Here is a 26,384-nt window from a genome sequence, read left to right as displayed (position 1 = left end):
GGCAAGCCTCGCTCCTACAGATCAACGCGGCTTCCCGTAGGAGCGAGGCTTGCCCGCGAAGAACGATAACGCGGTGTCGCGTCAGGCGCGGGCCGTGCGCCAGGCGTCGATGAGTTCGACGAAGGTGCCCTGCACCTGAGCAATCAGCGCCTCATCATCGATTTCACCGGCCAGCCACGCGCGGCTCGGTTCCTGGAAGATCGTCCTCCCGACCGCGAACCCGCGACAGGTCTGGCTCTGGCTCGCTTGCTGAAACCCTTCGGCCAGTGCCGCCGCCGGCGCATTCAGCCCCAGCAACACCACGCCCCGGCAATACGGATCTCGCTCCTGAATCAACTCATCAAGCTGCTTCCACTCCTCGGCACTCTGCGCTTCGATCTTCCACCACGCCGGGTAAATCCCCAGGTTGTAGAGGCGTTTAAGCGCGCGATACAGCACGTCCGGATGGGTCGACGGATGATCCTTGGGCGGGATGATTTCCAGCAGCAGTTCATGACCGCTGACCTGGGACGCCTGATACAAACCCTTGATCTGCGCTTCCTGTTCCAGGCGCAGCAACGGCTCATCATCAGGATGAAATTGCACCAGGCACTTGATGATCTGCTCTTGCGGCCAGGCAATCAGGTTGCTGCCGATCGAGCGCCCATGTTCGAAGGCCAACGGCCGCGAGCCCTGCACTTCCACCGGCCGCGCCACCCACCAGCCACGACCGGTGGCGGCGTTCAGCGAGTCCTGGCCGAAACGCTGATCAGCCAGCAAGCCGACATCCGCTTCGATCCCTTGCTCACGCAAATCCGTTTCGACCCGCTCCACGGCTTTGATAAAGAGTTGCTTGAGTTCGCAGATGGCGTTGAGGTCGCGACCGCCCTTGTGCGCCAGCTCCACCAGTTGCCCACGGTGATCAAAGGCAAAAATGAACAGCTGCCTCCACTGTTTGCGCGGCACGCTGACCTGATGCAGACGCTGCAGCACTTCGTCCTGATCCGGCCGGGTGATCGGCACCGGGCTGTTGAACAGGTAATCGAGTTCGGCGCGGGTCGGCATCGCCGGGGCGCAGGCATGACGCGACACCACCAACCCGCCGCAAGCATTGGCCAACTGGCAGCAGCGCTCATCGCTGGCATCCTCCAGCCAACCGCTGAGGAAACCCGACATAAAGGCATCGCCGGCCCCCAACACGTTGAGCACTTCCACCCGGACGCCGGGGTAAATCGCCCCGTCTTCAAGCCGCACCGGAATCACTCCGTGAATCACCGTGCAACCCTGCGGCCCGAGCTTGACCACCAGCGTCGCGTCGCTCAAACGCCGAACATTGCGCAACGCCGTGAGCAAATCCTCGGAACCGCCCGCAATCAGAAACTCTTCTTCAGTGCCGACAATCAGGTCAAAACGCGGCAGGATTTTCTGCACATGCTGGCTGACGTTCTGATCGGCAACAAACCGGGTTTCCCCGTCCGCCTTGCCCGCCAGCCCCCACAGCACCGGGCGATAATCGATATCGAGCACCCGTTTGACGTTGTGCTTCTCGGCGTAATCCAGCGCCTGGATGCTCGCCTTATAGACGCCGTCGGTGGAGAAATGGGTGCCGGTGATCAGCAAGGCTTTGCTGGAGGCAATAAAGGCTTCGCTGATGTCCTCGGCCCGCAGCGCCATGTCGGCGCAGTTTTCGCGGTAGAAGACTAAAGGAAAGGTTTCACGGTCCTTGAGACCGAGCAGGACCATTGCGGTCAGGCGTTCCGGATCGACCTTGACGCCGCTGACGTCACAGCCTTCACGCGCCAGGGATTCCAGGAGGAACCGCCCCATGTGGTCGTCCCCTACCCGGCTCAACATCGCCGATTTCAGGCCCAGTCGAGCGGTGCCGAACGCAATGTTGGCGGACGATCCCCCAAGGTATTTGGCGAAGCTTGAAACATCTTCCAGCCGCGCCCCGACTTGCTGCGCATAGAGGTCGACGCCAAGGCGCCCCAGGCAAATCAGATCCAATTGACGCCCACTGGCAAAACGAGTCTGGCCCATGCTGGCTCCTGTTATTTTTATCAGCCTGCGTTCGGGGCGATGGAGGCGCCGAACGCTCTTGGTGGGATGCAGACTAAAACGACCGGGACCGAACAATCAATAATTATTCCAAATAATTTTTACGTGGAATATTTTTTCCAATAAACTTTTACAAAAGCATTCCAGACACAGTGCATCGTTTCAGCAAACCGCACGCCGGCCGCAAGCTCAAGATTTTATTCCGGCCTACCCTGTAGACTGCGCACAGCCAACCTATTGTCAGGGGCCGACACACCAGTCAGCCCTATAAGAACAAGCCAGAAGGATTCCCTATGTCCCGCACCGATCAGCCGGCTACGACCGAGAGCACGCCCGACAGCGATCTCGCCAGCCCCCCGATCAATGCCGAGCGTCTGTTGCAGCTGATCACCAACGAATACGAAAGCCTGCCGCGCCAGCTCAAACGCATCGCCAGCTACATGAGCCAGCAAAGCGACCGGATCATGGTCGACCGCATCAGCGACATTGCCCGCGAGTGCGAAGTGCACCCGTCGGCCATCGTGCGGTTCTCCCAGCGCTTCGGGTTCAGCGGTTTCAGCGAAATGCAGGCCCTGTTCCGCGAGGCGTACACGCACAAGACCACGCCGGTTCAGAACTACCAGCAGCGCATCCGCAGCATGATCGCCAACAAATCGCAGAAAGCCAGCGGCGGCGACCTCGCCCGCGAGTGCATCGACGCGACTCTGTCGGGCATCGAACGGCTGGGGCTTGAACTCGATGACCAGGCCTTCGACAAAGCCGTGGACCTGGTGGTCAACGCCGACAACATCTACGTGGTCGGCGTGCGCCGCTCGTTCGCCGTCGCGGATTACCTGGTCTACAACCTGCAACACACCAACAAGCGCATCCATCTGGTCTCCGGCCTCGGCGGCAGCTACCGCGAGCAGATGCGCAGCGTGCGCGCCAATGACCTGGTCATCGCCATCAGCTTCACGCCCTACGGCAAGGAAACCCAGCACTGCCTGCGCATCGCCCAGCACAACCAGGCGAAAACCCTGATCATCACCGACAGCAACCTCTCGCCCCTGGCCAAACGCGCCAACACCGTGCTGCTGGTCAACGAAGGCAGCTCGTTCGCCTTCCGCTCGTTGAGCGCGACGTTGTGCCTGTGTCAGGCGCTGTTCATCGCCGTGGCCTATCGACTGGAATTGAAGGTCGACGAGATACACGAGCAAGTCGGTTTCGAAGATTAACCAAGGCCGTTTGCAGGTCGCCGAACTTCAACTAAGGTAGTCCATCCCGACATGGACACCTGAAGGAGCGGCTCAATGAAACTGATCGGCATGCTGGATTCGCCCTACGTGCGGCGCGTGGCTATTTCCGCCAGACACCTGGGCATCGACCTGGAGCACGAATCGGTTTCGGTGTTCCGCCATTTCGAGCACTTCCAGCAGATCAACCCCGTGGTCAAAGCGCCGACCCTGGTGCTGGACGACGGCGAAGTGTTGATCGACTCGACCCTGATCATCGACTACCTCGAAGCCCTCGCCGGCCCTGGCAAAAGCCTGATGCCCGGCGACCTCACGCAACGGCTGCGCGCATGGCGCCTGATCGGGCTCGGGTTGGCGGCGTGCGAAAAGTCCGTTCAGCTTTACTACGAACGCAACCTGCGCCCCGCCGAAATTCAATACCAGCCTTGGGTTGAGCGCGTCGAAGGGCAACTCGCCGCAGCCTATTCAACGCTTGAACGCGAACTGGAAAAACAGCCACTGGCAAACGGCGCCTTGATCGGGCAAGACGGCATCACCCTCGCCGTCGCCTGGAGCTTCACCAACCTGGTGACACCGGACCAAGTCGACGCCTCACGCTTCCCGCGCATCGCCGAATTCACCGCGCAGGCGGAAAAGCTTGAGGCCTTCATCAGTACCCCGATAACCTGACCGGCCCCCTCGAACGGACCCGACCATGACCGCCGCCGAACAACCTGCCCCGGCGCTGCACGACGGGTCCGCTAGGCACTTTCTGCGACTGGCGACGAGTACGCGGGATAATCGATGTAGCCATGCGCTCCCCCGCCGTAGTAAGCCTCCCTTCCCGCTTCGGCCAGTGGCCAGCCATGGCGCAAGCGATTGACCAGATCGGGGTTGGCTATAAACGGCCGGCCAAACACCACCAGGTCGCTTAATCCTTCTTCGATGGCCTGCTGCGCGGTTTCAAGGGTGAACCCGCCCGACACCATCAAGGTGCCGTCGTAGGCTGCGCGGAAGTCTTTTTGAAAGTCCACCGTGCCGAGATGGCTCGCATGCATGTAGGCAATCTGGCGTTGCGACAGTGCTCCGGCCAGAGCGAGCCAGGTGGCCTCTTCGCCATCGAACGGGTGCAGGTCCGCCAAGTGGGCAAAAGGCGACACGCGCACACCCACCTTCGCACTGCCGATCTGCGCACTCACCGCATCGACCGTCTCAAGCAGCAATCGCAGGCGATTCGCGATCGGTGCACCACCGTAGCGGTCTTCACGTGTGTTGAAGCCGCCGTTGATGAACTGTTCAAACAGATAGCCGTTGCCGGCGTGAATTTCGACGCCGTCAAAACCTGCCGACAGGGCATTGGCCGAGGCCAGGCGAAAGTCTGCAATGACCTGCCGAATCCCCTCGGCATCCAACGCCACGGGCGCACTCACCGCAACTTGCGCAGGCTTGCCGTCGCTGTCGTAAGCATGCACCAACGTTTGACTGGCGGGCATGGCCACAGGCGCGACAGGCGAGCGTCCGTCCAACAGCGAAGAGTGCGAGACGCGCCCCACATGCCAGAGCTGGAGGAACATGCGTCCCCCGGCTTGATGAACCGCATCAGTCACGCGCTTCCAGCCTTCAATTTGCGCTGCGCTGTGGATCCCCGGGGTATACAGGTAGCCACGTCCCTGCGGAGAAACCTGCGCGCTTTCACTGATGATCAGGCCGGCTCCCGCGCGCTGGGCGTAGTAGGTCGCCATGTCTTCAGACGGCACGGTGCCCTCGACGCGAGCGCGTGTCATCGGCGCCATGACGATGCGATTGGGCAGCACCTGACCCGCGAGGTCATAAGAGTCGAAAAGTGATGACATGAGTGATTTCTCCGCGTGATCTCAGGCATGTGACGGGAAGTACGGCAGAACGTACTCGCCGAGTTCGTCGAGTATTTCGCCATAGGGTTGACGGCTGACCTTGGGGTTGAGCGCGATGTGCGAAACACCGGCAGATTGCGCGTGCTCCAGGTAATTGCGCAGGCCGTTGCGCCCTGCCCGGAAGCCACCCTGGATGCGCTGGAATGGCTGATCCGGGTTGTCGCTGAGGTCGAAATAGCCGCCCAGGCCCAACGGTTTGAAAGCGTTGCGGTTCTCCGCCTCCTGCACGGCGGCGTGCCAGCTCTCGCCCAACGCTGCCAACCGCTCCGGGCTTTGGACGCCGGCAAGATAGCCATCAAGGTGCTGAGCCAACCATTCAACGCTCTGTTGCGCCTGGCCGACAGCAATGGACGGGACGCGGCCATACGGCGCTTTCGGCACCAGGTCCAGGTTTCCGTGTGAGCCACCGAATCGCTCGGAGCGGAAACGCGGAAAGCTCTGCTCGATCAGGGTTCGAAACACCGAAAAGGCATCACGGTAACGATCGCCACGGGATTCATAATCGATGCCCAGCATCGGGTAATCACTGTATCGATCACCCGAGGACAGCCCCAACACCAGTCGACCTTCACTGAGTTGATCGAGGGATGTCGCTTGCTTGGCCAGATACATCGGATCACGGGTCGGCAGCACAATACCCGTGGTGCCCAGGACAATGCTGCGGGTGGCGGCGGCCAGGTAACCGATGTAGACCAGCGGCTCAAAGATCTGCGCCACATCGCCATAATCCGGGTCGTAGAAAGGTATGTCGCGCATCCATAAGGCACCAAAGCCAAGCGCTTCGGCGCGTTGCGCCATCTCCACGTGATCACGCATGGTCGGCGCCGGTCTGCCCGGGTGGGTTTCGAGGGGCAAAATCAGGCCAATCGTGAGCGCCTGCGGTTTAAACAAGCGTTGAAACCCGGGATGGCGCTCAAGCGAAGGATGGGCGGTCGGTAAAGTCGCAGGTTGAGCTGGCGGCGAGAAGTGGGTGGCGGTAGTCATGATGGCAGTCCCGTGAGTGACGATGACTGACATATTTATTGATTCCCCAGGCTGGATAAACAGCAGTTCGCGCCCCTTACACGGTCCGCTGAGTCCCCAATATCGCTATCTTTCCCACGGCACGCCTGTTTCCCAACGCTCGATCAACAGGTCAATAAACCTGCGAACGCGGGGGGACAGGTGACGCTTGCTGGTGTAGACGACTCTGATGGGATCAGGAGGTGCGCGATAGGGTTTCAACACCTCCACTAACGTGCCATCGCGCAGGTCGTTACCCGTAATGTAGGTCGGCAGATGAATCAGGCCGATGCCTGCCAGCGCCGCTTCTCGCGTGGCTTCTGAACTGTCGATGTTCAGTCGCCCCGGCTGTTCGTACAGATGAAGGCCGGCAGGTGTCTGGTAACGCCAGACGGTCGGCCGCTCGCCACTGAATAAAGCGATGGTGTCATGCCCGACAAGGTCAGCGGGCGTTTGCGGCACGCCGCGTTGGGCCAGATAAGCAGGCGATGCACACGTCGCGAATTGCTGCCAAGCCACGGTACGGGTGAATAATTGGGAGTCATCTTTGGGCATGCCAATTCGTATGGCGATGTCGATGCCCTCCTCGATCAGATCAACAAAGCGATCGGTAAACCAGACATCCGCCCGCAGTTCAGGCCACTGCTTCAGATAAGCATCCAGGATCGGCAGAATGTGGCGCTGACCAAAGGACAGCGGTGCCGTGAGCTTAAAGGTCCCGGTGGGTCGCCCACGACGCAAGGCCATGGTCGCTTCCACTTCATCCAGGTCTTCGAGAATCTGACGCCAGCGCTCATAGGCGACCTGCCCCTCGTCAGTCAGACTCAGTTTGCGCGTCGTGCGATTGAGGAGCCGTGCGCCCATCCGGCTTTCCAGGCGAACTATGCTTTTCCCCACCGCCGACCGGGTCAGGCCAAGAGAAGCCGCCGCAGCGGTAAAGCTTCCAGCCTTTACGGCGCAGACAAATGCAGCGATGTCACCCAATCGGTTGGCTTCCATGGTCAGCTCTACTCCAGGACTTGCATAGAGTGTATGCGGAGCATGAGGCCCATAAAATTTCCTGTTCATTTATCAATAGGACCGGATCATGATCCTCAAGCGCGCTGGCTCGCAACCCTCGATAAAAGGCCCTGAAGCGTACTTCACGGGCACCGTCCGTATGGACCCACTCAACTCCCCTCCTGAACCGGCCCGAGCGTCCATCGTCAGCGTCAGCGAACGTCGATCCCCCGGGGAATGATTTGACCCGTGAGCCCGCCACTATCACGGAATTCGCCGCGCAGACAGAAAAGCTTGAGGCTTTCATCAGTACCCCGATAACCTGACCGGCCCCCTCGAACGGACCCGACCATGACCGCCGCCGAACAACCTGCCCCGGCCCTGAAGGAAATCTTCAACGCCGAACGCCTCAAACACATCGCCACCGAAATGACGGCGGTCTACCCGGCCTTCAACGCCAAAGGCTTCCTGAAAATGGCCAACGACGGCCTCGCCGACCTGTCGATCATGCAACGCATGGCCCGCGTCAGCGAATGCCTGCACGCCGTGCTGCCGCTGGACTACGACGAATCTCTCGAAGTGCTACGCGCCCTCGCCCCCCGCCTCAACAGCGGCTTCGTCAGCATCTCGCTGCCGCATTACGTGGCGATGTATGGCACGCATGACTTCGAGCAATCGATGGACGCGCTCAAATACTTCACCGCATTTGGTTCGGCAGAATTTGCGATCCGGTATTTTCTGCGCAGCGATCTGCAACGGTCGTTGGCGCTGATGCAGGCATGGTCTCGGGATGAGAACGAGCACGTGCGGCGCCTGGCCAGCGAAGGCAGTCGGCCGCGTTTGCCATGGTCGTTTCGGTTGGAACAGATTCAGAGTGATCCGACATTGGCGGCGGCGATTCTCGACAACCTCAAGGCAGATGACAGCCTTTACGTGCGCAAGTCGGTGGCCAATCACCTGAATGACATTACCAAGGACCATCCGGAGTGGGTGTTGGACTTGATTGAGGGGTGGTCGCTGGAGAACAAGCACACGGCGTGGATTGCCAAGCATGCGTTGCGCAGTTTGATCAAACAGGGGAATCAGCGGGCGTTGGCGATTATTGGGGCGAGTGGTAAGGCTGAGGTTGAGATTATTGGGGTGAAGGTGGAGCCGGCAGTGATTCGGTTGGGGGAGAAGATTACGTTGTCGTTTGCGGTGAAATCCACGGTGGCGGAGAGTCAGCGGTTGGTGATTGATTATGCGATTGATTATGTGAAGGCCAATGGCAGCACTTCGGCGAAGGTGTTCAAGCTGAAGGCGTTGACGTTGGCTGGTGGGGCGACTGAGCGGGTTAGTCGTGGGCAGCAGATAAAGGAGCTGACTACTCGGAAGCACTATGTGGGGAAACATGCAGTACACATTCTGGTGAACGGCGAACGCCTCGCCAGCACCTCCTTCGAAATCCTAGCCTAACTTTTTTGTAGCAGCTGCCGAGCAGCGCGAGGCTGCGTTCGGCTGCGAAGCAGTCGTGAAATCAGGCAACGGGTTCTTTCAGGCAAACCGCGTTTACTGGCTTGCGAAGACCACGTCCTCAAACGCATCCTCGCCCTGCTCGTCAGCCGCTACACATGCAAGCTCTGATTGCATGTTAAGTAAATCCACCCCGCTATCTCCAGCCCCATCTTGCCAGCACATCAAAAATGGCAGCATCGCCGGATGGTCGCGCCTTATTTTGTCTTTTTCGTGGGCGTACATCTGGTGTGAACAGCGAGCTGCCCCTGCCCGACTTCTTCCTTGAGCTGTTCAGCTGCGTACTGACATGCCTCCAGATTCTCGTACTCAGCATGATCAATCGATGCAACGGGCGACGCGCCGCTAAGAACGACCCAGAGAATGTACTTCATGATGCCTCCGATGCTATTAGAAGTGAGGGAGTCTACCTGTGGATTGATGGCCATGGCATGGGGGGCATTAACTAGGCAAAGGTGGTGCCGGGAGTTGAGAAGCTAAAACGGGAATTAGTGTGTTTTTCGGTCCTTTTTGGAAAATACATCCATCCCTTTTTTCCGCTGTCGTGGTCGGCAGATCAAGGAGCTCACTACGTGCAAGCACTATGTGGGCAAACATGCAGCGCACATTCTGGTGAATACCTTGCTGGCACCTCATTCGAAATCCTCGCCTGAGACACGCCGTTCTTCTGTAGGAGCGAGGCTTGCTCGCGATGGCGTCAGGCTTGAACTGCCGCGTTATCGCAAAAAATTGCTCTTTGTGTCGTTCGTTTGGGGGCGATTTCAGCTTCGTGACAGGCAGCATTCGGTCGAGGCTGTGTAAAAACGTTTTTCAGTGCGATTGGAGCCCAGTGTTGGACTGAAAATCGCGTTTCTACGCAAAATCCAGATCGGCTGAGCAGCCGATAATTCTCAGATTTCGCATAGACGCGCAAACTTCAATTTTGACGAAGCGTTTTTACACACTCCGGGCCAAAAGCGGCCCTCCACTTTAAAGTCTGAAGCGCATGAAAGAAGCCTTACTTTAACTGGCCTCCACAAATGTGAGAAAGCCACCTTGCGGCCCAGCCGCAAGGTGTGCTCTTGCTGTTTAGTGGCAGTGGTAGTCGTTCGTTTTATGGTTGCGATGGCAACCTTTTGAATCAGTACCGCCACTGTGCGCGAAGACAGCAACGGACGTAATCGAAAGTAAAGCGGCGATCAAAATGGCGGACAGTTTCATCAGGGCTTGCTCCATGCTCATGTTTTTTTATCCGTGAGATATCTCACGCTTCGCAGCGTATGGCTAATTGCCTTCATTGAGCAAGCGACTTCCTAACTGCCTTCCCAACATTAGATGAACGGCTGAGCGCCTACTTCTTGAGCTACCACTGGCTCTGGTTTAGGGTGGCCCCCACATCCCCCTAGAGGGATATAAAATCCCCTACAAACGGGAAACTCGTCGCTTTCATGCGGCGGTGGCGAAAAAGGCACAACCTCCGAGAGTACCGAGCACGGCCATTCGCACGAGTAACACTCCGAAATAAACAAGGCTGCGATTGCGGCCTTGTTTATTTCTACGTGACGACACTGTCCTCTGAGCCAGCGATTGAGCGACTCAAAATGAATGTCGGCTTTGGGCCCAGAGTGTGTAAAAACGCTTCGCCAAAATTGCAGTTTGCGCGTCTACGTTAAATCTGAAATTTATCGGCACGTCAGCAGATGTGGATTTTATGTAGAAGCGCGATTTCCAGTCCGATTTTGAGTACCTGTCGCGCTGAAATACGTTTTTACACAGCCTCGATCGATTACTGCCCTTCGCCACAGACGGTAATCGGCCATAAGCCGACGGTGGATGTACTGTATACGCCTGGCGGTGCGTCGGGATATCGTCGTCTGTCCCTTATTCCCACCAATAAAGGAAAAATCGCAATGGCTTTGACTTCGGTAGCACCTTATACCTTCAATCCTAACGAATTATTAACTCTAGGAATTGCTGCCTATGCAGCCGTGGTTTCCACTTTCGTTCTAGGTTGGGACGCATACAAGTGGCTGGCTTCTGGAGCAAAAATCGATTTAACCGCGTCCGCTGGAATGAAGATCATTGGTGGCCCAATTACAGATTTAAAAACCTACATCTCCATAACAGCATGGAATGTCGGAGACCAACCTACCACCATCACAAATTTGGGAGGTATGTACTTTGAAACTTGGTGGCGGGCATACGTAATTCGGCGGAAACCCTCCGAGACTTTCATCATCAATCAACCATCGCAATCCCAACGCATCCCATATCGCTTTGAGGTCGGAGATCAATGGATTGGCTTAGCCGATCAGACTGATGACATCGTGAAGAAGGCGAGGGACGGATATTTGTTTCTTATCCTCTACACAGCTAAAGGTGGGCGTGGTCATAGAGTTCGCGCGAAAGTTCGAGATAGGAAAACTGCTGAATGATAGATTCGGATTCCACGTACAGCACGCAAAAAACCGTTTTCACCAGTCAATGATCAGGCGGTTTTGGTCGACTGGCTTTGTCAACAGAGTCGACCGACTTCTCCCGATCACAAAGGGCTGTACTCGGCCAGAAGTGGATGTTCAACTACGTCCGCTTACGACCTTGGATTCAACGGGTCGACGAAAGACGACCAATCGTAACCAACGCACAATAAGTTCCAAGCTGTATTAGGTATTGCATTGTCTGCCATGCTCCGAACTTCCATGTGCAGACACCTTGTAGGGCGGGCTCGACCGCAAACGCGGAGTGTTCGACAGTTATCGCTAAAATTCGCAGATTCATAGCCGTGCTATCACCCCACCTAATGGAGTCGCTATGCCATATTTTCCCGACCCAGACGTGTGTCAAGACGTAAAGATCTTCCGCTACATGGACTTGTCCAAGTTCCTATCGTTAATCCATCAAAAGTATCTGTTCTTTGCAAAAGCGAGTTCTTACGAGGACAGCCTGGAGGGTATGCCCACCGATCTCGACAGTTTCATGGGGGCCGGCATGGCGGAGATGCTCGACCACGTTATCAATGGCATCTGGCCAGCTGTTGTCCCGAATAAAGATCAAGATCAGGCTGCGCTGGAAAAACAAGCCGCTATGATGGTCGCTAAAGTACAGTTTGAAGACCGCGCGGTGAGTACGATACTTGGGCCTGTGCGCGCGGAGGATTATCCGAGTCATTCGGCCATCTTTGCGGCTGTGTCAAACTGGGTGGATGTCAGTTGCTGGCATACGGACGTGAGCAACGTCGAAAGTATGGCTATGTGGAAGATCTATGGGGCGGGTACCGCTGCTGTCTGTATTGAATCAACTCTACAGGCAGTGATCGAAGCCATGACGATACCCGACAATGTGGCAATGCACGCAGGTGTCGTCAGCTATTTGGATTACCAAAACGACTACGTGGGCCCTAATGATCCGCTGAGTATCTATTTTCAGAAAAGCCGATTCTATGACTTTGAAAAGGAACTCAGAATTGTTATGCATCCCTCTATCCATATGGACCCCCGCACCCCGCGCGCTGAGCCGGGCCGCAAGATAGCGGTAGACCCCAAGAAACTGATCAAATCAATACTTGTTTCCCCGGCGTCCAGTGAGTGGTTTCATGAACTGATCGAGTTGGTCTTAAAAGAGGCGGGGTTTGATATCGTGGTCACGAAATCAAAAATTCCGATCCGGAGAAGCTAGCTCACCTAAGCTCGGGTCACCACGGGGCGTTGGCTGGACGCGTTTGGCCAATAGGGCTCCTGGATCAACGTCTGCTTCTGGCCGATTACTGCCCTTGACCTTTGCAATCAAATGCAGCTTTTTCTTCATCCACAGCGAATTCTCGCTTCATGCGCTGACCAGTTCATGCGAGCGCTGATCGCCTGATCATTGCATACGCCCATCACCACGGATTTCTATTCGAGGATCTGTTCTGATAGGTTACGACGCTCACACGAATTTGACAGGAGGTCATAGTGGCTAAGCCAGCGGCGCGTAAGAGTGATCCATACAGTTGCCCCTTGCCGGGGCACGGTACTAATCCCATTGCGACAGGCTCTCCCGACGTGTTTTTCGATGGCCTTTCCGCAGCACGTCAAGGCGACACCTGCACGTGCGGCAGTGCGCTTTCATCAGGGCTGTCTTCGACTGTGTTCATCAACGGCAAGAATGCCGCAACCATCGACAGTGGTGGCACCCATGGCGGCGTTGTAGTTGGCGGGTCGGGGACGGTGATAATCGGCAGTACCCATACACCCTGCGAGTTTGTTCCTCCCTCGCTGTTGGCGGGTTACGCGAGCTGGATTGGCTTCAGAATCCCCGCTGAAGAAAGCTATGAGGGCTTATCGTGCACCGCGCACTTTGAAGATGGCTCATCGCTTCCCGGTGTATTCGATAAGGACAACGCTGTTAAATTTTCGAATCCATCGGGCAAGACGTGCGTGATGCTCAAGTTTGAAGAGCAAGCATCCGCAGAGGCCCCCTCTCTTACCGAGAGCCTATTGAACACAATTCTAGGATAAGGACCATCCTATGACAGAGCCGTACATTGTCACTGGCAGCTATGTTGTTCAGCGTGAGCACGCCTTGCAAGACTCTCCTCTCGACAGGGCGTTAGAGCTGATGGAAGGCACTGCCCTGAGGTTTTCGCTGGATGCCATCTCTGATGAAAAAGTCAGGGCAAGCTACACCAGGAACATCAATCGCATGTCTCAGCAAACTCGGGATGACGTGAAAGCTGGGAAGATTACCGCGCAAGAAGGTGTGAAGTTCAGTCATGAGATGCGAAACAAAATCATGATGGAACATCGCAAATTCACCTCGGCGCAGGGTTTGGCTATCGTCCAAAGGAAGAAAAAGGACGGAAAGGGTCTCATAACACTCCTGAATATGTACGCTGAAAGCCTATTCCAAAAAGGTTACGACAGCCTTTCAGAAGTAGAAAAGAATAAGGTCCACTACGCCATTCTGGAATCCTCGGGACGTGATAATGCCAAATTCACGACCGGCACCAAAAAAATGCTGATCATGGGCAAGCTCGGCGTTCTGGTGACCGCCGCTCTGGCGACCTATCAAATATTGGATGCTGAAAACAAACCTAAAGAGGCGGCGCGCCAAGGCATCATTGTTGGTGCGGGAGCGTTGGGCGGTATCCTCGCTGGGATGGGCGTCAGCACGTTTTGCGGCCCTGCCATGCCCATTTGCGCGATTGCGATAGTCTTGGCTGGAACAGTCGCTGGCGGTTTCGCGGGCGAAGCGGTTGCGAGCTCACTGGATGAAGAACTGGAGGAGTTTTCGCATTGGGACATCTTCTGACTGAGCCACAACTGACAAAGGTCAGAGCCGCACTCTCCGAGCCATTCAACGATTTTCCAGTCGAGTATGACTTTGTAGCGCAGAAGGTCAGAGGTGTTGACCCTGACGTTCTGTACGAAATCCTCTATTCAGAAGTCGCACCGGTGTGTTTCACCAATCTAGTGGCCGCCGTACCACCGGTATGGACGGGCTTCGACCCCGACATACTCAGGGAATCGATAGAGACAAGGCTGGCAGCAAGAGAACGTAATTGGTTCCGCAGGCAGTTCGATAAAGTGCTGGTCCGCTGGTTGAAATATAACTACGCCTATATCTGGAAGGAGATCTCAAGCAGGCTTTGAACCGGAATGCACTAGGGTCAAGAGACTTGCTGAACGTTATAAAAAACCCGCTGACCATTTGTGGCTGCTTTCCATTCAGAAAGTCAGGCAGCTTTTGGCCGGTGCGTTAGGCGGCGCACTGCTGGATGGGGCATCAGTGCATTGTGGCGCCCTGGAGCCCCGATCTGCGCAATTGGGGAGGTCTTGATGGGATCGGTCGTCGGTGGCGTCGCGGGCGGAGTGGTCGCGGAATCGCTGGATGAGGAACTGGAGGAATTTTCGCATTGGGACATTTTCTGACCGAACCACAACTGACAGACGTCAGAGCCGCACTGTCCGAACCATTCAACTATTTTCCGACCGATTACGACTACATCGCGCGCCAGGTCAAAGGCGTCGAACCTGACGTACTCTACGAAATCTTTTATTCAGAAGTGGCGCCCGTTTGCTTCTCCAACCTTGCAGCAGTCTTGCCCTCTGTCTGGACAGGCTTTGACCCCGACTGGCTCAGAGCGACGATCGAGGAAAGGCTCGCGGCGCGGAAGCGTAATTGGCTACGCAGGCAGTTTGATAAGTTGCTGGTCCGATGGCTGCGATACGAATACGACTACATGTGGAAGGAAATTGCTTACAGGCTCTGAACCCGAACGCTCAATGGACTGTTTACTCGCTGAACATCCTGAAAAACCGGTGACCATTACTGGCTACTTTCTGCTCCCGTTTTAGCCAGCTTTTGGGCGATGGTCGCCAGCAATTATCCGATTTTCGGCCAAAAAACTGAGACCTCATGGATACCGTTGCCGACTTGCCCTCCCCTCTGTGACGACGGACGAACCCACCGCCACAGAGGGTTCGCCCTTACTCCTTCACCTCAACCTTATCCAACGCCTGATTCACCGCCAATTCCCCCAACATCACCACCTGCGTAATCCCCAGCAGCGTCTTGCGGTGCGAGTTATCCAACAACGCCGCAAAATTGCTGAGCATGGTAGTCGCCGAGCCCAGTGACTCGCTGGCGTTGGCCAGTAGGGATTCTGTGTCGTATGCCGGGTTGGCGAGGAACATGGGTTCGGGTTCGTGGGTGCTGGCCATGATGTTGGCACCTGGATTGAGGTAGTGGTCGAGGGCGCGTTCGGCGGCTTCGTGGAGTTTTTTGGAATCGAGGGATTCGTAGGGGGATGCCGGATTGGTGTCCGGTGGGTTGGGTGTTGGTTTGATCATGGTGAAACCTCTAGCGCGAATATTTCAAGGAACCATCACTCTCTCGCTACCAAACGGAGGGTGGCGGCCATACGCGGGTTGGTAGACCGGTCGCACTAGAACCCGGCGCCCACAAGTGGGCCCCACGCATGACCACCATGAACGCAAAGTCTTGTGAAACCGACTGCGTAAAGGTGAAGCCATGAGTCTAGAACGATCCGGGCTACCAAACCCGATCACTGTTTTTCAGTGACCCCGCCACGATAGAACCCGTGTCCTAGACGCACAAGCCGGCGGATTCTGGCGTACGCGTAGGCAATGACGCAAGGCGTTGTAGCCGTTCGGACGTAACACTGAGTGTCTTTAAACGTGGTCACTCAAACATGTTTAAAACAGGGAATATCGAAGTGGGAATTTTTGGCTGGAATTGATGGCGTCTGGGATGACGCCATCGCGAGCAAGCTCGCTCCCACAGGGGATTTGGTTGAATTCGAGGATTTGGGTTGTATTCGAGGTTTTTTGGGGTGGCAATGGGTATGGCCGGTGTCTGGGCGGCATCGGGTTCGGGATTATTCTCGCGCCCTCGGACGCAGCCTCGAAGGCTCGACAGCGGCTACAGACGCATTGCGTTGACTGGGCATTGATAATCCGCCCCGCCACTTCGAGCGGGATACGGATCATCTACTTCCACCACCTGGAAAATCCTGCAAGACGTCTGTGCACGACACCAGGCACGATGATGAGCTCTAGCCCTTCAACTCGTCCTTCATATCATCCAGCGCATCGATGATTGCGTCATCGCTGTCCACCATCGCTTCTTGCATGTCTTGAGCAATGGTTTTCTGGACCTCCATCACCTTTTCGGCCAGCGCGCGGCCTTGTTTGGAGCCGAGGATGATGGCCATGGCTTGTTCGGGATGCTTGTTGGCGCGGATCATCAGATCGAGCTCATCGTTGTCGAAGTGATCGGCATAGATGTCCACCATTTCGCTTTTCAATTCCTCCGGGTCGAGTTTGTCCCGCACGACGTTGCGAATCTGTTCCCGTTCCAGCATCGGGTAGCGGGAAGCGTAGCTGGCCGATGCCATTTCCACGATGGTGCTGTAATTTTTGGTCAAGCCGCTGGTCTCGATCAGCTCCTCGGCCTTGTCCTTACTGGCCCCACAGCCAGCCAGTGCAGCTGCCAGCAACACGGCCAGCGTTATCTTTGTCATGCTCATGAGCATTCTTCCTTGATGAGTTTGGAGGTGCGGATCGCTTAGCGACGATTCAAGTGAATCGCGCCGATGACCACGAGCAGGACGATGACGCCGATAAACGCGCCGAAAGCAGGGAACATTGCGGCCGGCCAGATCAGGCCTCTGCCCAGGTTGTAGGCGAAGCTGGCGTGGGAGTAGATGGTGAACATCCAGGAATAAAGCGCGTAGATCAGGCCAATGACGAGATAGCCGGAAATGATCTTTCCCTTGAGCGACATGATGTCTTCCTTGTGGACCGTAGATAGATGTTCAGTAACATACTATTTCAGTGATGGCATTTCAACATCGCTATCACACCTCCCTCTGTGGCGACGGACCAGTCGCTCGTCACAGAGGGTTTGCGATTACTCCTTTGGCTCGACGTTATCCAACGCTTGGTTCACCGCCAATGCTCCCACCATAACCACTTGCGTGATCCCAGTGAGGTTTTGCGGAGGGAGTTAGCCAATACGCCGTGAAATTCTTGAGCATGTTGGTGGAGTGAAACAGGTGTAAACCTATTTCGGGACTAGACATGAATGTGCGCCGGCGCAATGGCTAGCCAGGATTACTTTCGATTGAGCCCATACCACTGTATATCATCGTACTGCACCGGATTAATACCGTTATCAAAATCATCAATGATGTGCTTGCCTATAAGTTTTTGTAGTTTTTCGTACCCCACTTTGTCGATCATTTCGATGCTTGACGCTGATATTAGCTCGTTTGGATACTTGGATTTTAGGCTTGTCAAGATTTGGGTATCGATCGCCCCATGCAAATAGGGGATTAGTATTGAAGCTACAGTGCAGCTTGGAAGTGAGGAGTAATACACGTAAACCTTGGAGACAATATCAAACACCTTCGCTGCATGCCCATAGGATGCAGGCATACTTGGCTTAACCTTGTTATTTTCATAATTCTTTTCAGCTGTTCGAATTGTATTGACAAACCAAACGCAGAAATCCGAATGAAGCGTCTCAAAGTCTTCCTGGATTTCGACACTTTCAATTTTCGCTAAGACTTGTTCTAGCTTTTTTGCAATTTCAGGTTTTGAGTTTTTTTCAAAAACTCTAGTCATGGCAGTGAACGTTATAGCCATATCGATAATACTTGAGCGCTTGATTTTTTCTGCCTTAGAAAGTGCGACCATTCTGTTTTTTTCTTCGATGAGGATTCTCAACATTGAAACCAAACACTCCGAAAAAAGCAAGCTCACTGCGGAGTCAATGTGTAGTGATAGTGGACTGCCCCCGTCTGAGGATGTACCAGCCAGTAGTCATCCTTGTCTTTTTTCAGGCGATAACACTCTTTGGGAATCTTGGGAGAAGTGAAACAAATCACCCCATCCTTGACCGTCCAATATTCCGTTTCGGGTTGTTTACCGGACATTTGGAATATTTCGGTCCCATCAGCATTAAAACTCAACGAATAGGGCAAACCCGAAGTGCCGACATTGTTGAGTTTGTTCCCAACCAGGGTACTGCGGACTTGTGCATCATCAAGCGCGACCGCTGAAGCTGACACCGGCTTCACTGTATTGCCACCAGACGAAGCGCATCCGGACAAGACAAGCGACAGGAAGATGCAAATCCAACGTTCAATACTCATACCTCACCTCCACTGACCGCTACTCTGAGAGAACTTACAACCCAAAGACAAAAACCAAAGTCTTTATTTAACGGTAAATTTGTTATTGGTTTTGTTACTCACACTATCCACAAACCAGATGACCACGCCATCAGTGAGTACTTTATTGCATTCCTTGCCATATTTTTTATAGCTCACGCAGATGACGTCTTCCGTCATGATCCATTGACCGGTTTGCATCGACTCGCTGGAAATCTGGATAACCGCAGTCCCGTCCGGGTTCAGCGTTTCAGAAAAGGCATAACCGGTTGCCGTCACGCTCGAATGCTTGCGCCCTATCACTGTCGACTGAATCTCGCTTGCGCTGAGTTGTCTCGCGTTTGGCGGTGCATCGGCGTGAGCAGCGGTCGCTGCTTCATGACCAGTAGATGAGCAGCCTGCCACGAACAACACAACTAAGGAGTAAATAATCGCCCTATTCATAACCATCACCATTATGAGCACATGGATCCAATGCTTAATAATAGCCACACAAAAACCATCAAATATAATGATTCACGATGCACTTAATAGCGTGAAATCACTAACGATGTTTCATTTGTGAGAAAACTAAGTTATTGACAGTTGCATTCAAATGGCCACTGACAAACTTCTTCCCCTGTGATGACGAATTGATGTGGTCTGGCGTCGGGTTTGGAAGAATGTTGCGGGGGGAATCCTTGGCTGGAATTGATGGCGTCTGGGATGACGCCATCGCGAGCAGGCTCACTCCTACAGGGGATTGTGTTGGGCCTGGGGGCTCGGGCGGTAATGAGCGCGTCCGGTGTCTGGTTGGCACCGGGCTTGGGATTAGCGCTGGCGCTGGTTGATGGGATTGTTGGTTCGGCCGGGCAGCATGCGGGTCAGGGTGTTGTCGCGCACCCAATAGTGGTGAAACAACCCCGCCGCCGCGTGCAAGCCGATCAGCCAGTAACCCGCGCTGCCGAGCAGTTCGTGCCAGTACTTGAATTGCTTGGCCAGGTCCGGGTCTACCGCGACCGGCGATGGCAGGTAGAACTCGAAATAAGGCATCGGTTTGCCGCCGGCGGACAGCATCAGCCAGGCCAGCAGCGGCGTGGCGATCATTAATACGTACAAGGCCAGGTGCATCAGGTGCGAAACGCCGGTCTGCCATTTGGGCAGTGCCGGGGTGATCGGTGGCCGAGGTGTCAGGCGTCCGAGCAGTCGCACCCACACCAGGGCAAAAATGCTCAAGCCGAAGAGGCCGTGCAGCCCGAGAAACATGGCTCTCAACGGTTGGCCCTTGGGCAGCAGGCCTTTGATTTCGATGCAGGCGTACACGCCGACGAACAGTGCCAGCATCAGCCAGTGCAAGGTGATCGAGAGTTTTCCATACCGATGGGTCATTGATTCGCGGGTCATAACGGGCCTCATGAATGTCATTGCCGGCGGCCGAGTCATTCGTGCGGCCGGGGTGCGGTGTGTCAACGCACCGACGGGGCACACCCTGCCCGCGAAGTCTTAAGGCAATCTGAAGACAGCGGAGATGATCTTTTTCTTACCTTCAGATTCCGTTAAGAAATGGCTTCGATACTTCTCCCACACTTACTCGGGAGGCGTCTTCCAATGCCTGACTTTGAATGGAATATTCCTCTACCCCTACGCTTCGGCCAGGCCGAAGCTCCGCCGATGAACCTGGCCAGGGCGTTACCGGACGACGTCGAGCGCCCGGTCTTCGAAGCCTTTATTCAGCAACGTTTTCGTAAAGCCCATGGCGCCGACATTCGTCATTTCATGCCGGAGCTGTTTGGCATGAGCGATGCCTCCGGCTCGCTGTGTGCGGTGGCCGGTGTGCGCATGGCCAATGTTGAGTCGTTGTTTCTGGAACGTTATCTGGACGAGTCGATTGAGCCGCTGATCAGTGCTGCGGCGGACCGCCCGGTGGATCGTGCCGGTATCGTCGAGGTCGGCAATCTGGCCGCCAGTGACACCGGCAGTGCGCGGATGAGCATCATTGCCATCACTTACTTGCTGGCCATGGGCGGCCTGGAATGGGTGGCGTTCACCGGCAACATCGGCTTGGTCAACAGCTTTCATCGCCTGGGCTTGAAACCGGTGACGCTGTGCGCGGCCGACCCTGAGCGGCTGGGGGACGAACGCCAGCACTGGGGCAGTTATTACGAGAGCAAGCCTTGGGTGCACGTCGGCAACATCCGCGCCGGTTTTATTCATTTGCGCAACATCGGGATGTTCAATCGCCTGGGTTTGCCGGCATCCCTTGAGGAATCCAGCCATGTCGCCTGAAACCGAGCGATTCAAACAGACCTTGCGCAGCCATGCCGAGCGCAAGACCAGCGCCATCGCGTTGTGGGGTGATCATCAGAAGGTGGATTACGCCACGCTGTATGCCGAGGTGGTGTATCGCCAGCAACGGCTGCGCGATGAGCAGGTCAAGGTGATTGCGCTGGCGTTGGACAATGGCGTCGAAGCGATGCTCTGGGACTTGGCCGCGCTGTTCGAAGGCCTGACTTGCCTGACGTTGCCGCCTTTTTTCAGCCCCGCTCAGCGCGCCCATTGTCTGGAGCAGAGCCAGGCCGAACGGGTGATTGCCGAACCCGCGCTGGACGACGAGTTGCAAGCGGCCGGCTACGAGAAGACCGGTGAGTTCTGGCGCCGCACGTTCAGCGGCCCGAACCGTATGCCGGAAGGGACCGCCAAACTGACCTTCACCTCGGGCACCACGGGCACGCCCAAAGGCGTGTGCCTCAGCGCCGAGAGCCTGTTGACGGTCGCTCGCGAACTGAATCAGGCGAGCAAACCCGCCGATCCGCAGCATCATCTGGCGTTGTTACCCTTGGCGATTTTGCTGGAAAACCTCGGTTGCTACGCCGCGCTGTATGCCGGGGCCACGTTGAGTTTGCCCAGCCAGAAAACCCTGGGGATTCAGGGCGCCAGCGGTGTTGATGTGCCGCGTCTGCTCGGTTGCCTGGCCACCCGGGCGCCCGAGAGCCTGATCCTGGTGCCGCAGTTGTTGCAGATGTTGGTCAGCGCCGCCGAGCAGAAAGCCTTCAGCCCCTACTCGTTACGGTTTGCGGCGGTGGGTGGCGCCCGGGTGTCCGAGGAGTTGCTGCACCGCGCGCAACGCATCGGCATCCCTGTTTACGAAGGTTACGGCCTGTCGGAGTGCGCCTCGGTCGTGTGCCTCAATCGCCCCGAAGCGCGCCGTCTCGGCAGTGTCGGCCGGCCCCTGCCCCACGTCACGATTCGCCTGGCCGAGGACGGCGAGGTGCTGGTCAAGGGTTCGACCTTGCTCGGTTATCTGGGAGAGGCGCCGCACACCGATGAATGGTGGCCGACCGGCGATCTCGGCGAGTTTGACCCGGACGGTTTTCTCTACCTCAAGGGTCGCAAGAAGCATCAATTCGTCACCAGTTTCGGACGCAACGTCAACCCGGAATGGGTCGAGGCTGAATTGACCCAGCGCCGCCATATCGCCCAGGCCTTCGTCTGCGGCGAAGCCATGCCGCACAACCATGCGCTGCTCTGGCCCCATCGCCCGGACTGCACCGACGCCGAACTGGCTGCCGCCGTCGCCGAGGCCAACGAGGCCTTGCCCGGTTATGCGCAGGTCCATCACTGGACCCGTCTCGATCAACCGTTCACCCCCGCCAATGGCCTGCTTACCGCCAATGGCCGCCCGCGCCGTGACGCCATCATCGAGCGTTACCGGGCGCAACTGACTGAATCTGTACTTTCCGAGGAATCCGCATCATGAGTTTTTTCGACACGCTGCAAGAAGCCACGCAACACGAACGCCATGAACTGTTCAACCTGCCGGTCATCCGCGATGCCCTTGAGGGCAAGGTCAGCCTGGAAAGCTACCGGGCCTTCCTGGCGCAAGCCTATTACCACGTGCGCCACACCGTGCCGTTGATGATGGCGTGCGGGGCGAAATTGCCGTCGCGCCTGGAATGGCTGCGCAAAGCGGTGTGCGAGTACATCGAGGAGGAATACGGTCACGAGCAGTGGGTGCTGGACGATATCGAAGCCTGCGGCGGCGACCGCGTTGCCGTGCGCGACGGTCGTCCGAGCCTGCCGATTGAATTGATGGTCAGCTACCTCTACGACCTGATCGCTCGCGATAACCCGGTCGGCCTGTTCGGCATGGTCAACGTGCTGGAAGGCACCAGCATTGCCTTGGCTACCCACGCCGCCGGCAGCATCCGCGAGCGCCTGGCGTTGCCGGAAAGCGCCTTCAGTTACCTCAGTTCCCATGGCTCTTTGGACATCGAACACATGCAGACCTATCGCCGGTTGATGAATACCCTCGACGATCCGGACGACCAGGCTGCGGTGATTCACGCCTCCAAAGTGGTGTACAAACTTTACACCGATATGTTCCGCGGCTTGCCGCGTGACGGGGAGGCCCTGCATGAAGTTGCATGATGCCCGCGTGGTGCTGACCGGCGCCAGCGGCGGTATCGGCCTGGCGATCGCCACCGCGTTGTGCGCCAGCGGCGCCCGGGTGCTGGCGGTGGCTCGGCACCAGGAACCGCTGCGGCCTTTGCTTGAACGCTATCCGAAAAACCTGTGCTGGGTCGGCGCGGACCTGACCGTGCTGTCCGACCGACGCAAGGTGCTGACCGCAGCCGAATCGATTGGCGGGATCAACCTGCTGATCAACGCCGCCGGGATTAATCACTTCGCCATGCTTGAGCAGCTGGAGGACAGCGATATCCACGCCATGATGGCCCTTAACATCAGCGCGCCGATTTGCCTGACCAAAACCCTGCTGCCGCTGCTCAAGCAAGCCGAGAGCGCGATGGTGGTGAACGTCGGCTCGACTTACGGCTCCATCGGTTACCCCGGTTACGCCAGTTATTGCGCCACCAAGTTTGCCTTGCGCGGGTTCTCCGAGGCCCTGCGCCGGGAGTTGGCGGACACCCGGGTCAGCGTGCTCTACGTCGCCCCGCGCGCTACCCGCACCAGCATGAACAGCCCGGCGGCGCAGGCGTTGAACGATGCGCTCAAGGCCAACGTCGACGATCCGCAAACCGTTGCCGCTGCGGTGATGCATGCGATTGCCGGTGACCGGCGCGACTTGTACCTCGGCTGGCCGGAGCGCTTTTTTGTGCGCCTCAACAGCCTGCTGCCCAATCTGGTGGACCGTGGCTTGCGCAAGCAATTGCCGCTGATCCGTCGCCTGAGTCAGAAGCCCGACAACGAGACCCTCAAACCATGAAGAAGATCATCGCTTGCCTGCTGCTGGGAGCCCTGAGCCAGACTGTTTGGGCACTGGAACCCGCCGATCAGCAACGCCTCCAGGGCATCCAGCAAAGCTGGGCGCACATTCAATACGAAGTCCCGGAAGCGCAACGCACCGCTGCATTCGAGAAACTGGCAGGCCAGGCATCCGCGTTCACTCAGGAACGTCAATCGGTGGCCGAAGCCTGGATCTGGTCCGGCATCGTCAACAGCAGCTGGGCCGGTGCCCAAGGTGGCCTCGGTGCGCTGAGCAAGGTGAAGGCCGCGAAAGCCGATCTGGAGAAAGCCATGACGCTGGACCCCAAAGCCCTGCAAGGCTCGGCCTATACCAGCCTCGGCGCGTTGTATGATCGCGTCCCCGGCTGGCCCATCGGTTTCGGTGACTCGGACAAGGCCGAACAGTTACTCAAACAGGCCTTGCAACTGAACCCGGAGGGCATCGATAGTCTGTACTTCTGGGGCGATCACCTCTACCGTCAAAAACGCTACAGCGAAGCGCGGGCCGCGTTGCAAAAAGCCCTGCAAGCCGCCCCGAGACCAGGCCGTGAACTCGCCGACGCCGGGCGACGCAAAGAGATCGAAACGTTGCTGGTGGACGTGAACAAGAAACTCAACTGACAGGAGTCCGTGTGCGCTTATTACTGATTGAGGACGACGTGGCCCTCGGCGAGGGCATCCATCAAGCCCTGGGCCGCGAAGGTTATACCGTCGATTGGCTAAAGGACGGCACCAGCGCCTTGCACGCGCTGCTCAGTGAAACCTTTGACCTGGCGGTGCTCGACCTCGGTCTGCCGCGCATGGACGGGCTGGAAGTGCTGCGCCGCTTGCGGGACAGCGGCTCCAACCTGCCGGTGCTGATCCTCACCGCCCGGGATGCGACCGAAGACCGCATTGCCGGGCTGGACGCCGGTGCCGACGATTACCTGGTCAAACCCTTTGATCTGGCGGAACTCAAGGCTCGCCTGCGGGCCTTGTTGCGGCGCAGTGCCGGCCGCGCCCAGGTGCTGATCGAACACGCCGGCATCAGCCTGAACCCCGGCACCCAGCAAGTCAGTTACCTGGGCGAGCCGGTGGCTCTGACGCCCAAGGAATATCAGCTGCTCCACGAATTGCTCTCGCCGCCGGGCCGGGTCATGACCCGCGATCATCTGATGCAGTTGCTGTATGGCTGGAATGAAGAAGCCGAAAGCAACACCCTGGAAGTGCACATCCATCACCTGCGCAAAAAATTCTCCACCGACCTGATCCGCACCATTCGTGGTGTCGGTTACCTGGTGGAGGAGCGCCGATGACGTCGATCCGGCGCCGCACGCTCACGCTGATCATTGGCCTGATGCTGGTAGGGCTGGCGGTGATCAGCCTGTTGAACCTGCACGACAGCAATCACGAAATCGCCGAAGTCTACGATGCCCAACTCGCGCAAAACGCCCGGCTGTTGCAGGGGGTGATGCGCATGCCGATGGCGAGCAAGGAACACGCCGATCTGTATCAGGCCTTCAACAAGGCGCTGGGCGAGGCCGAGCCGAGGGTCGATGGCCATCCCTATGAAACCAAGATGGCCTTTCAGGTCTGGACCCTCAACGGCGAAGTGCTGGTGCACACGGCCAGTGCGCCCTCCTTCAGCGCGCCACCGTCGACACCCGGCTTCAGCGACGTCGTGGACCTCAACAACCGCCATTGGCGTGCGTTCCTGTTGGTAGACAAACAGAACGGTCTGAGAATCTGGGTAGGCGAACGGGACGACGTGCGTTCGGACCTGGTGGACCGGATCGTGCGCCATACCTTGGGGCCCAATGTGCTGGGCAGCCTGATTCTGGCGGCGATGATCTGGTTGGCCATCGGCTGGGGCCTCAAGCCGCTGGAAGACATGGCGGCGACCTTGCGCGCGCGGCACAGCGGTTCGCTGGAGCCTCTGCAACTGACGCCGTTGCCCAGTGAACTGGAGCCGATGCAAGCGGCGCTCAACCGCATGCTCGCGCAGATTCAGGAAGTGATGGGCCGCGAGCGGCGCTTCATCGCCGATGCCGCCCACGAAATGCGCACACCGCTGGCTGTGCTGCGTGTGCATGCGCAAAATCTGCTGGAAGCCGGCACGGAACAGGAGCGCCGTGAATCCCTGGAATTCCTGATCGCCGGCGTCGACCGCACCAGCCGCCTGGTCAATCAATTGCTGACCATGGCCCGCCTCGAACCCAAAGCCATCGCACCTGTACAGCAACGCATCGACCTGGCCGCCACCGTGCGCGACAGCCTCGTGCAGCTCACTCCGTGGTTGCTGAGCAAGAACCTTGAGCTGGCCTTCGACGTCACCGATCGCCCCTTTGAAGTGGTGGCCGACGCCGCCGCCATCGACATCGCCTTGAACAACCTGATCAGCAACGCGGCAAACTTTTCCCCGGAGCATGGGGTCATCACGGTGCAACTCAGTCAGGCGGACGGCTTCTATTCGCTGAGCGTCGAGGACCAGGGGCCCGGCATCGACGAGGCGGATCGCGGGCGGCTGTTCGAACGCTTCTACAGCCGTGGCAATGCCCATGGCGCGGGTTTGGGCCTGACCATCGTCAACACCATCGCCACCCGACTGGGCGGACGCATCACCCTGGCCAATCGCCCGGAAGGCGGCTTGCGCGCCACGCTGTCGATTCCCGACAGCCAACCCCGCGACCCACTACAGCGCACCACCCGCGAGTTGCCGCCGAATGTTTGAGTGATCCCGGCAGAATGCGGTGAGCCAGTTGGCGCCATCGCGAGCAGGCTCACTCCCACAGGAGGCTATGCCGACCACAACACTCGCGAACGACGCAGAACCCATGTAGGAGTGAGCCTGCT

The 26,384-nt window shown here is 57.2% G+C and carries 29 protein-coding genes; 16 read left to right on the top strand and 13 right to left on the bottom strand.

Going from position 1 to position 26,384, the window contains the following annotated elements:
* Nucleotides 1-81: 81 nt before the first annotated feature.
* Entirely contained in the window at nt 82-2,019 is a 1,938-nt protein-coding gene (gene iolC / locus QMX98_RS16745; RefSeq protein ID WP_282411104.1) for a 5-dehydro-2-deoxygluconokinase, read from the bottom strand.
* 311 nt (nt 2,020-2,330) lie between these two features.
* Here iolC and QMX98_RS16740 point away from each other — a divergent pair, with 311 nt between their 5' ends.
* Both QMX98_RS16740 and QMX98_RS16735 read left to right on the top strand, forming a co-directional pair.
* The gene (locus QMX98_RS16740) at nt 2,331-3,251 is read left to right on the top strand and encodes a MurR/RpiR family transcriptional regulator (protein ID WP_077749729.1); all 921 of its coding nucleotides are present in this window, start codon (nt 2,331-2,333) and stop codon (nt 3,249-3,251) included.
* Nucleotides 3,252-3,326: 75 nt separating this feature from the next.
* Complete coding sequence (locus tag QMX98_RS16735; RefSeq protein ID WP_282411103.1) at nt 3,327-3,938, top strand: glutathione S-transferase; 612 nt, start codon at nt 3,327-3,329, stop codon at nt 3,936-3,938.
* 71 nt (nt 3,939-4,009) lie between these two features.
* Here the strand turns inward: QMX98_RS16735 and QMX98_RS16730 are convergent, their stop codons facing one another.
* The 3 genes from QMX98_RS16730 to QMX98_RS16720 all read right to left on the bottom strand — a co-directional run bounded on the left by QMX98_RS16730 (nt 4,010) and on the right by QMX98_RS16720 (nt 7,162).
* Entirely contained in the window at nt 4,010-5,101 is a 1,092-nt protein-coding gene (locus QMX98_RS16730) for an alkene reductase (protein ID WP_282411102.1), read from the bottom strand.
* Nucleotides 5,102-5,122: 21 nt separating this feature from the next.
* Nucleotides 5,123-6,145: an LLM class oxidoreductase gene (locus QMX98_RS16725; protein ID WP_231990923.1), complete on the bottom strand. Its 1,023-nt coding sequence runs from the start codon at nt 6,143-6,145 to the stop codon at nt 5,123-5,125.
* 105 nt (nt 6,146-6,250) lie between these two features.
* Complete coding sequence (locus tag QMX98_RS16720; protein ID WP_282411101.1) at nt 6,251-7,162, bottom strand: LysR family transcriptional regulator; 912 nt, start codon at nt 7,160-7,162, stop codon at nt 6,251-6,253.
* A gap of 351 nt (nt 7,163-7,513) precedes the next feature.
* Here QMX98_RS16720 and QMX98_RS16715 point away from each other — a divergent pair, with 351 nt between their 5' ends.
* On the top strand, nt 7,514-8,617 hold the full coding sequence (locus QMX98_RS16715; RefSeq protein WP_282411100.1) for a DNA alkylation repair protein: 1,104 nt from the start codon (nt 7,514-7,516) through the stop codon (nt 8,615-8,617).
* A gap of 254 nt (nt 8,618-8,871) precedes the next feature.
* Here QMX98_RS16715 and QMX98_RS16710 read toward each other — a convergent pair whose 3' ends face one another.
* Nucleotides 8,872-9,048 carry a hypothetical protein gene (locus QMX98_RS16710; protein WP_154504397.1) on the bottom strand — a complete coding sequence of 59 codons (177 nt, stop codon included), beginning with the start codon at nt 9,046-9,048 and terminating at the stop codon, nt 8,872-8,874.
* 694 nt (nt 9,049-9,742) lie between these two features.
* Nucleotides 9,743-9,895 carry a YHYH domain-containing protein gene (locus tag QMX98_RS16705; protein ID WP_231669741.1) on the bottom strand — a complete coding sequence of 51 codons (153 nt, stop codon included), beginning with the start codon at nt 9,893-9,895 and terminating at the stop codon, nt 9,743-9,745.
* A gap of 668 nt (nt 9,896-10,563) precedes the next feature.
* On the opposite strand from QMX98_RS16705, the gene QMX98_RS16700 reads away from it, so the two are divergent.
* The 6 genes from QMX98_RS16700 to QMX98_RS16670 all read left to right on the top strand — a co-directional run bounded on the left by QMX98_RS16700 (nt 10,564) and on the right by QMX98_RS16670 (nt 14,903).
* On the top strand, nt 10,564-11,088 hold the full coding sequence (locus tag QMX98_RS16700; RefSeq protein WP_282411099.1) for a hypothetical protein: 525 nt from the start codon (nt 10,564-10,566) through the stop codon (nt 11,086-11,088).
* Nucleotides 11,089-11,518: 430 nt separating this feature from the next.
* The gene (locus QMX98_RS16695) at nt 11,519-12,328 is read left to right on the top strand and encodes a hypothetical protein (RefSeq protein ID WP_282411098.1); all 810 of its coding nucleotides are present in this window, start codon (nt 11,519-11,521) and stop codon (nt 12,326-12,328) included.
* 275 nt (nt 12,329-12,603) lie between these two features.
* Nucleotides 12,604-13,149, top strand: coding sequence for a PAAR domain-containing protein (locus QMX98_RS16690; RefSeq protein ID WP_282411097.1), 546 nt, complete (start codon nt 12,604-12,606; stop codon nt 13,147-13,149).
* 10 nt (nt 13,150-13,159) lie between these two features.
* Nucleotides 13,160-13,942 carry a hypothetical protein gene (locus tag QMX98_RS16685; protein ID WP_282411096.1) on the top strand — a complete coding sequence of 261 codons (783 nt, stop codon included), beginning with the start codon at nt 13,160-13,162 and terminating at the stop codon, nt 13,940-13,942.
* Complete coding sequence (locus tag QMX98_RS16680) at nt 13,927-14,283, top strand: hypothetical protein (protein WP_282411095.1); 357 nt, start codon at nt 13,927-13,929, stop codon at nt 14,281-14,283. Before QMX98_RS16685 ends, QMX98_RS16680 begins: the two co-directional genes overlap by 16 nt.
* A 263-nt stretch (nt 14,284-14,546) precedes the next feature.
* The gene (locus QMX98_RS16670; protein WP_282411094.1) at nt 14,547-14,903 is read left to right on the top strand and encodes a hypothetical protein; all 357 of its coding nucleotides are present in this window, start codon (nt 14,547-14,549) and stop codon (nt 14,901-14,903) included.
* Between the two features lie 217 nt (nt 14,904-15,120).
* Here QMX98_RS16670 and QMX98_RS16665 read toward each other — a convergent pair whose 3' ends face one another.
* From QMX98_RS16665 to QMX98_RS16635, 7 genes are all read right to left on the bottom strand, one after another.
* On the bottom strand, nt 15,121-15,483 hold the full coding sequence (locus QMX98_RS16665) for a DUF6124 family protein (protein WP_010459606.1): 363 nt from the start codon (nt 15,481-15,483) through the stop codon (nt 15,121-15,123).
* Between the two features lie 725 nt (nt 15,484-16,208).
* A complete protein-coding gene (locus QMX98_RS16660) occupies nt 16,209-16,682 on the bottom strand; it encodes a hypothetical protein (protein WP_282411093.1) in 474 nt (157 codons plus the stop codon).
* Nucleotides 16,683-16,720: 38 nt separating this feature from the next.
* Nucleotides 16,721-16,939 carry a hypothetical protein gene (locus tag QMX98_RS16655; RefSeq protein WP_083376958.1) on the bottom strand — a complete coding sequence of 73 codons (219 nt, stop codon included), beginning with the start codon at nt 16,937-16,939 and terminating at the stop codon, nt 16,721-16,723.
* A 329-nt stretch (nt 16,940-17,268) separates the two neighbouring features.
* A complete protein-coding gene (locus QMX98_RS16650; protein ID WP_282411092.1) occupies nt 17,269-17,886 on the bottom strand; it encodes a hypothetical protein in 618 nt (205 codons plus the stop codon).
* 29 nt (nt 17,887-17,915) lie between these two features.
* A complete protein-coding gene (locus QMX98_RS16645; RefSeq protein WP_282411091.1) occupies nt 17,916-18,311 on the bottom strand; it encodes a hypothetical protein in 396 nt (131 codons plus the stop codon).
* 63 nt (nt 18,312-18,374) lie between these two features.
* On the bottom strand, nt 18,375-18,821 hold the full coding sequence (locus tag QMX98_RS16640) for a hypothetical protein (RefSeq protein ID WP_282411090.1): 447 nt from the start codon (nt 18,819-18,821) through the stop codon (nt 18,375-18,377).
* Nucleotides 18,822-19,139: 318 nt separating this feature from the next.
* Nucleotides 19,140-19,712 carry a cytochrome b gene (locus QMX98_RS16635; protein ID WP_282411089.1) on the bottom strand — a complete coding sequence of 191 codons (573 nt, stop codon included), beginning with the start codon at nt 19,710-19,712 and terminating at the stop codon, nt 19,140-19,142.
* Nucleotides 19,713-19,916: 204 nt separating this feature from the next.
* On the opposite strand from QMX98_RS16635, the gene QMX98_RS16630 reads away from it, so the two are divergent.
* Genes QMX98_RS16630 through QMX98_RS16600 form a run of 7 tightly spaced genes read left to right on the top strand, consistent with a single transcriptional unit; the run spans nt 19,917 to nt 26,262 of the window.
* Nucleotides 19,917-20,594 (top strand): thermostable hemolysin, encoded by a 678-nt coding sequence (locus tag QMX98_RS16630; protein ID WP_282411088.1) that lies wholly within the window; start codon nt 19,917-19,919, stop codon nt 20,592-20,594.
* Nucleotides 20,584-22,065, top strand: coding sequence for an AMP-binding protein (locus QMX98_RS16625; RefSeq protein WP_282411087.1), 1,482 nt, complete (start codon nt 20,584-20,586; stop codon nt 22,063-22,065). Before QMX98_RS16630 ends, QMX98_RS16625 begins: the two co-directional genes overlap by 11 nt.
* The gene (locus QMX98_RS16620; RefSeq protein ID WP_154912573.1) at nt 22,062-22,736 is read left to right on the top strand and encodes an iron-containing redox enzyme family protein; all 675 of its coding nucleotides are present in this window, start codon (nt 22,062-22,064) and stop codon (nt 22,734-22,736) included. Before QMX98_RS16625 ends, QMX98_RS16620 begins: the two co-directional genes overlap by 4 nt.
* The gene (locus QMX98_RS16615) at nt 22,723-23,532 is read left to right on the top strand and encodes an SDR family oxidoreductase (RefSeq protein ID WP_282411086.1); all 810 of its coding nucleotides are present in this window, start codon (nt 22,723-22,725) and stop codon (nt 23,530-23,532) included. The genes QMX98_RS16620 and QMX98_RS16615 overlap by 14 nt, the downstream gene beginning before the upstream one ends.
* Nucleotides 23,529-24,173, top strand: a complete 645-nt coding sequence (locus QMX98_RS16610) for a tetratricopeptide repeat protein (protein WP_154912572.1) — start codon at nt 23,529-23,531, stop codon at nt 24,171-24,173. The genes QMX98_RS16615 and QMX98_RS16610 overlap by 4 nt, the downstream gene beginning before the upstream one ends.
* A gap of 11 nt (nt 24,174-24,184) precedes the next feature.
* Nucleotides 24,185-24,847, top strand: a complete 663-nt coding sequence (locus tag QMX98_RS16605; protein WP_010459585.1) for a response regulator — start codon at nt 24,185-24,187, stop codon at nt 24,845-24,847.
* Entirely contained in the window at nt 24,844-26,262 is a 1,419-nt protein-coding gene (locus QMX98_RS16600; protein ID WP_010459583.1) for an ATP-binding protein, read from the top strand. The genes QMX98_RS16605 and QMX98_RS16600 overlap by 4 nt, the downstream gene beginning before the upstream one ends.
* Nucleotides 26,263-26,384 lie beyond the last annotated feature (122 nt).

The sequence above is a fragment of the Pseudomonas sp. PS02303 genome (assembly GCF_029959925.1).
GTDB lineage: Bacteria > Pseudomonadota > Gammaproteobacteria > Pseudomonadales > Pseudomonadaceae > Aquipseudomonas > Aquipseudomonas mandelii.
This window is presented reverse-complemented; position numbering and strand designations above follow the sequence as displayed.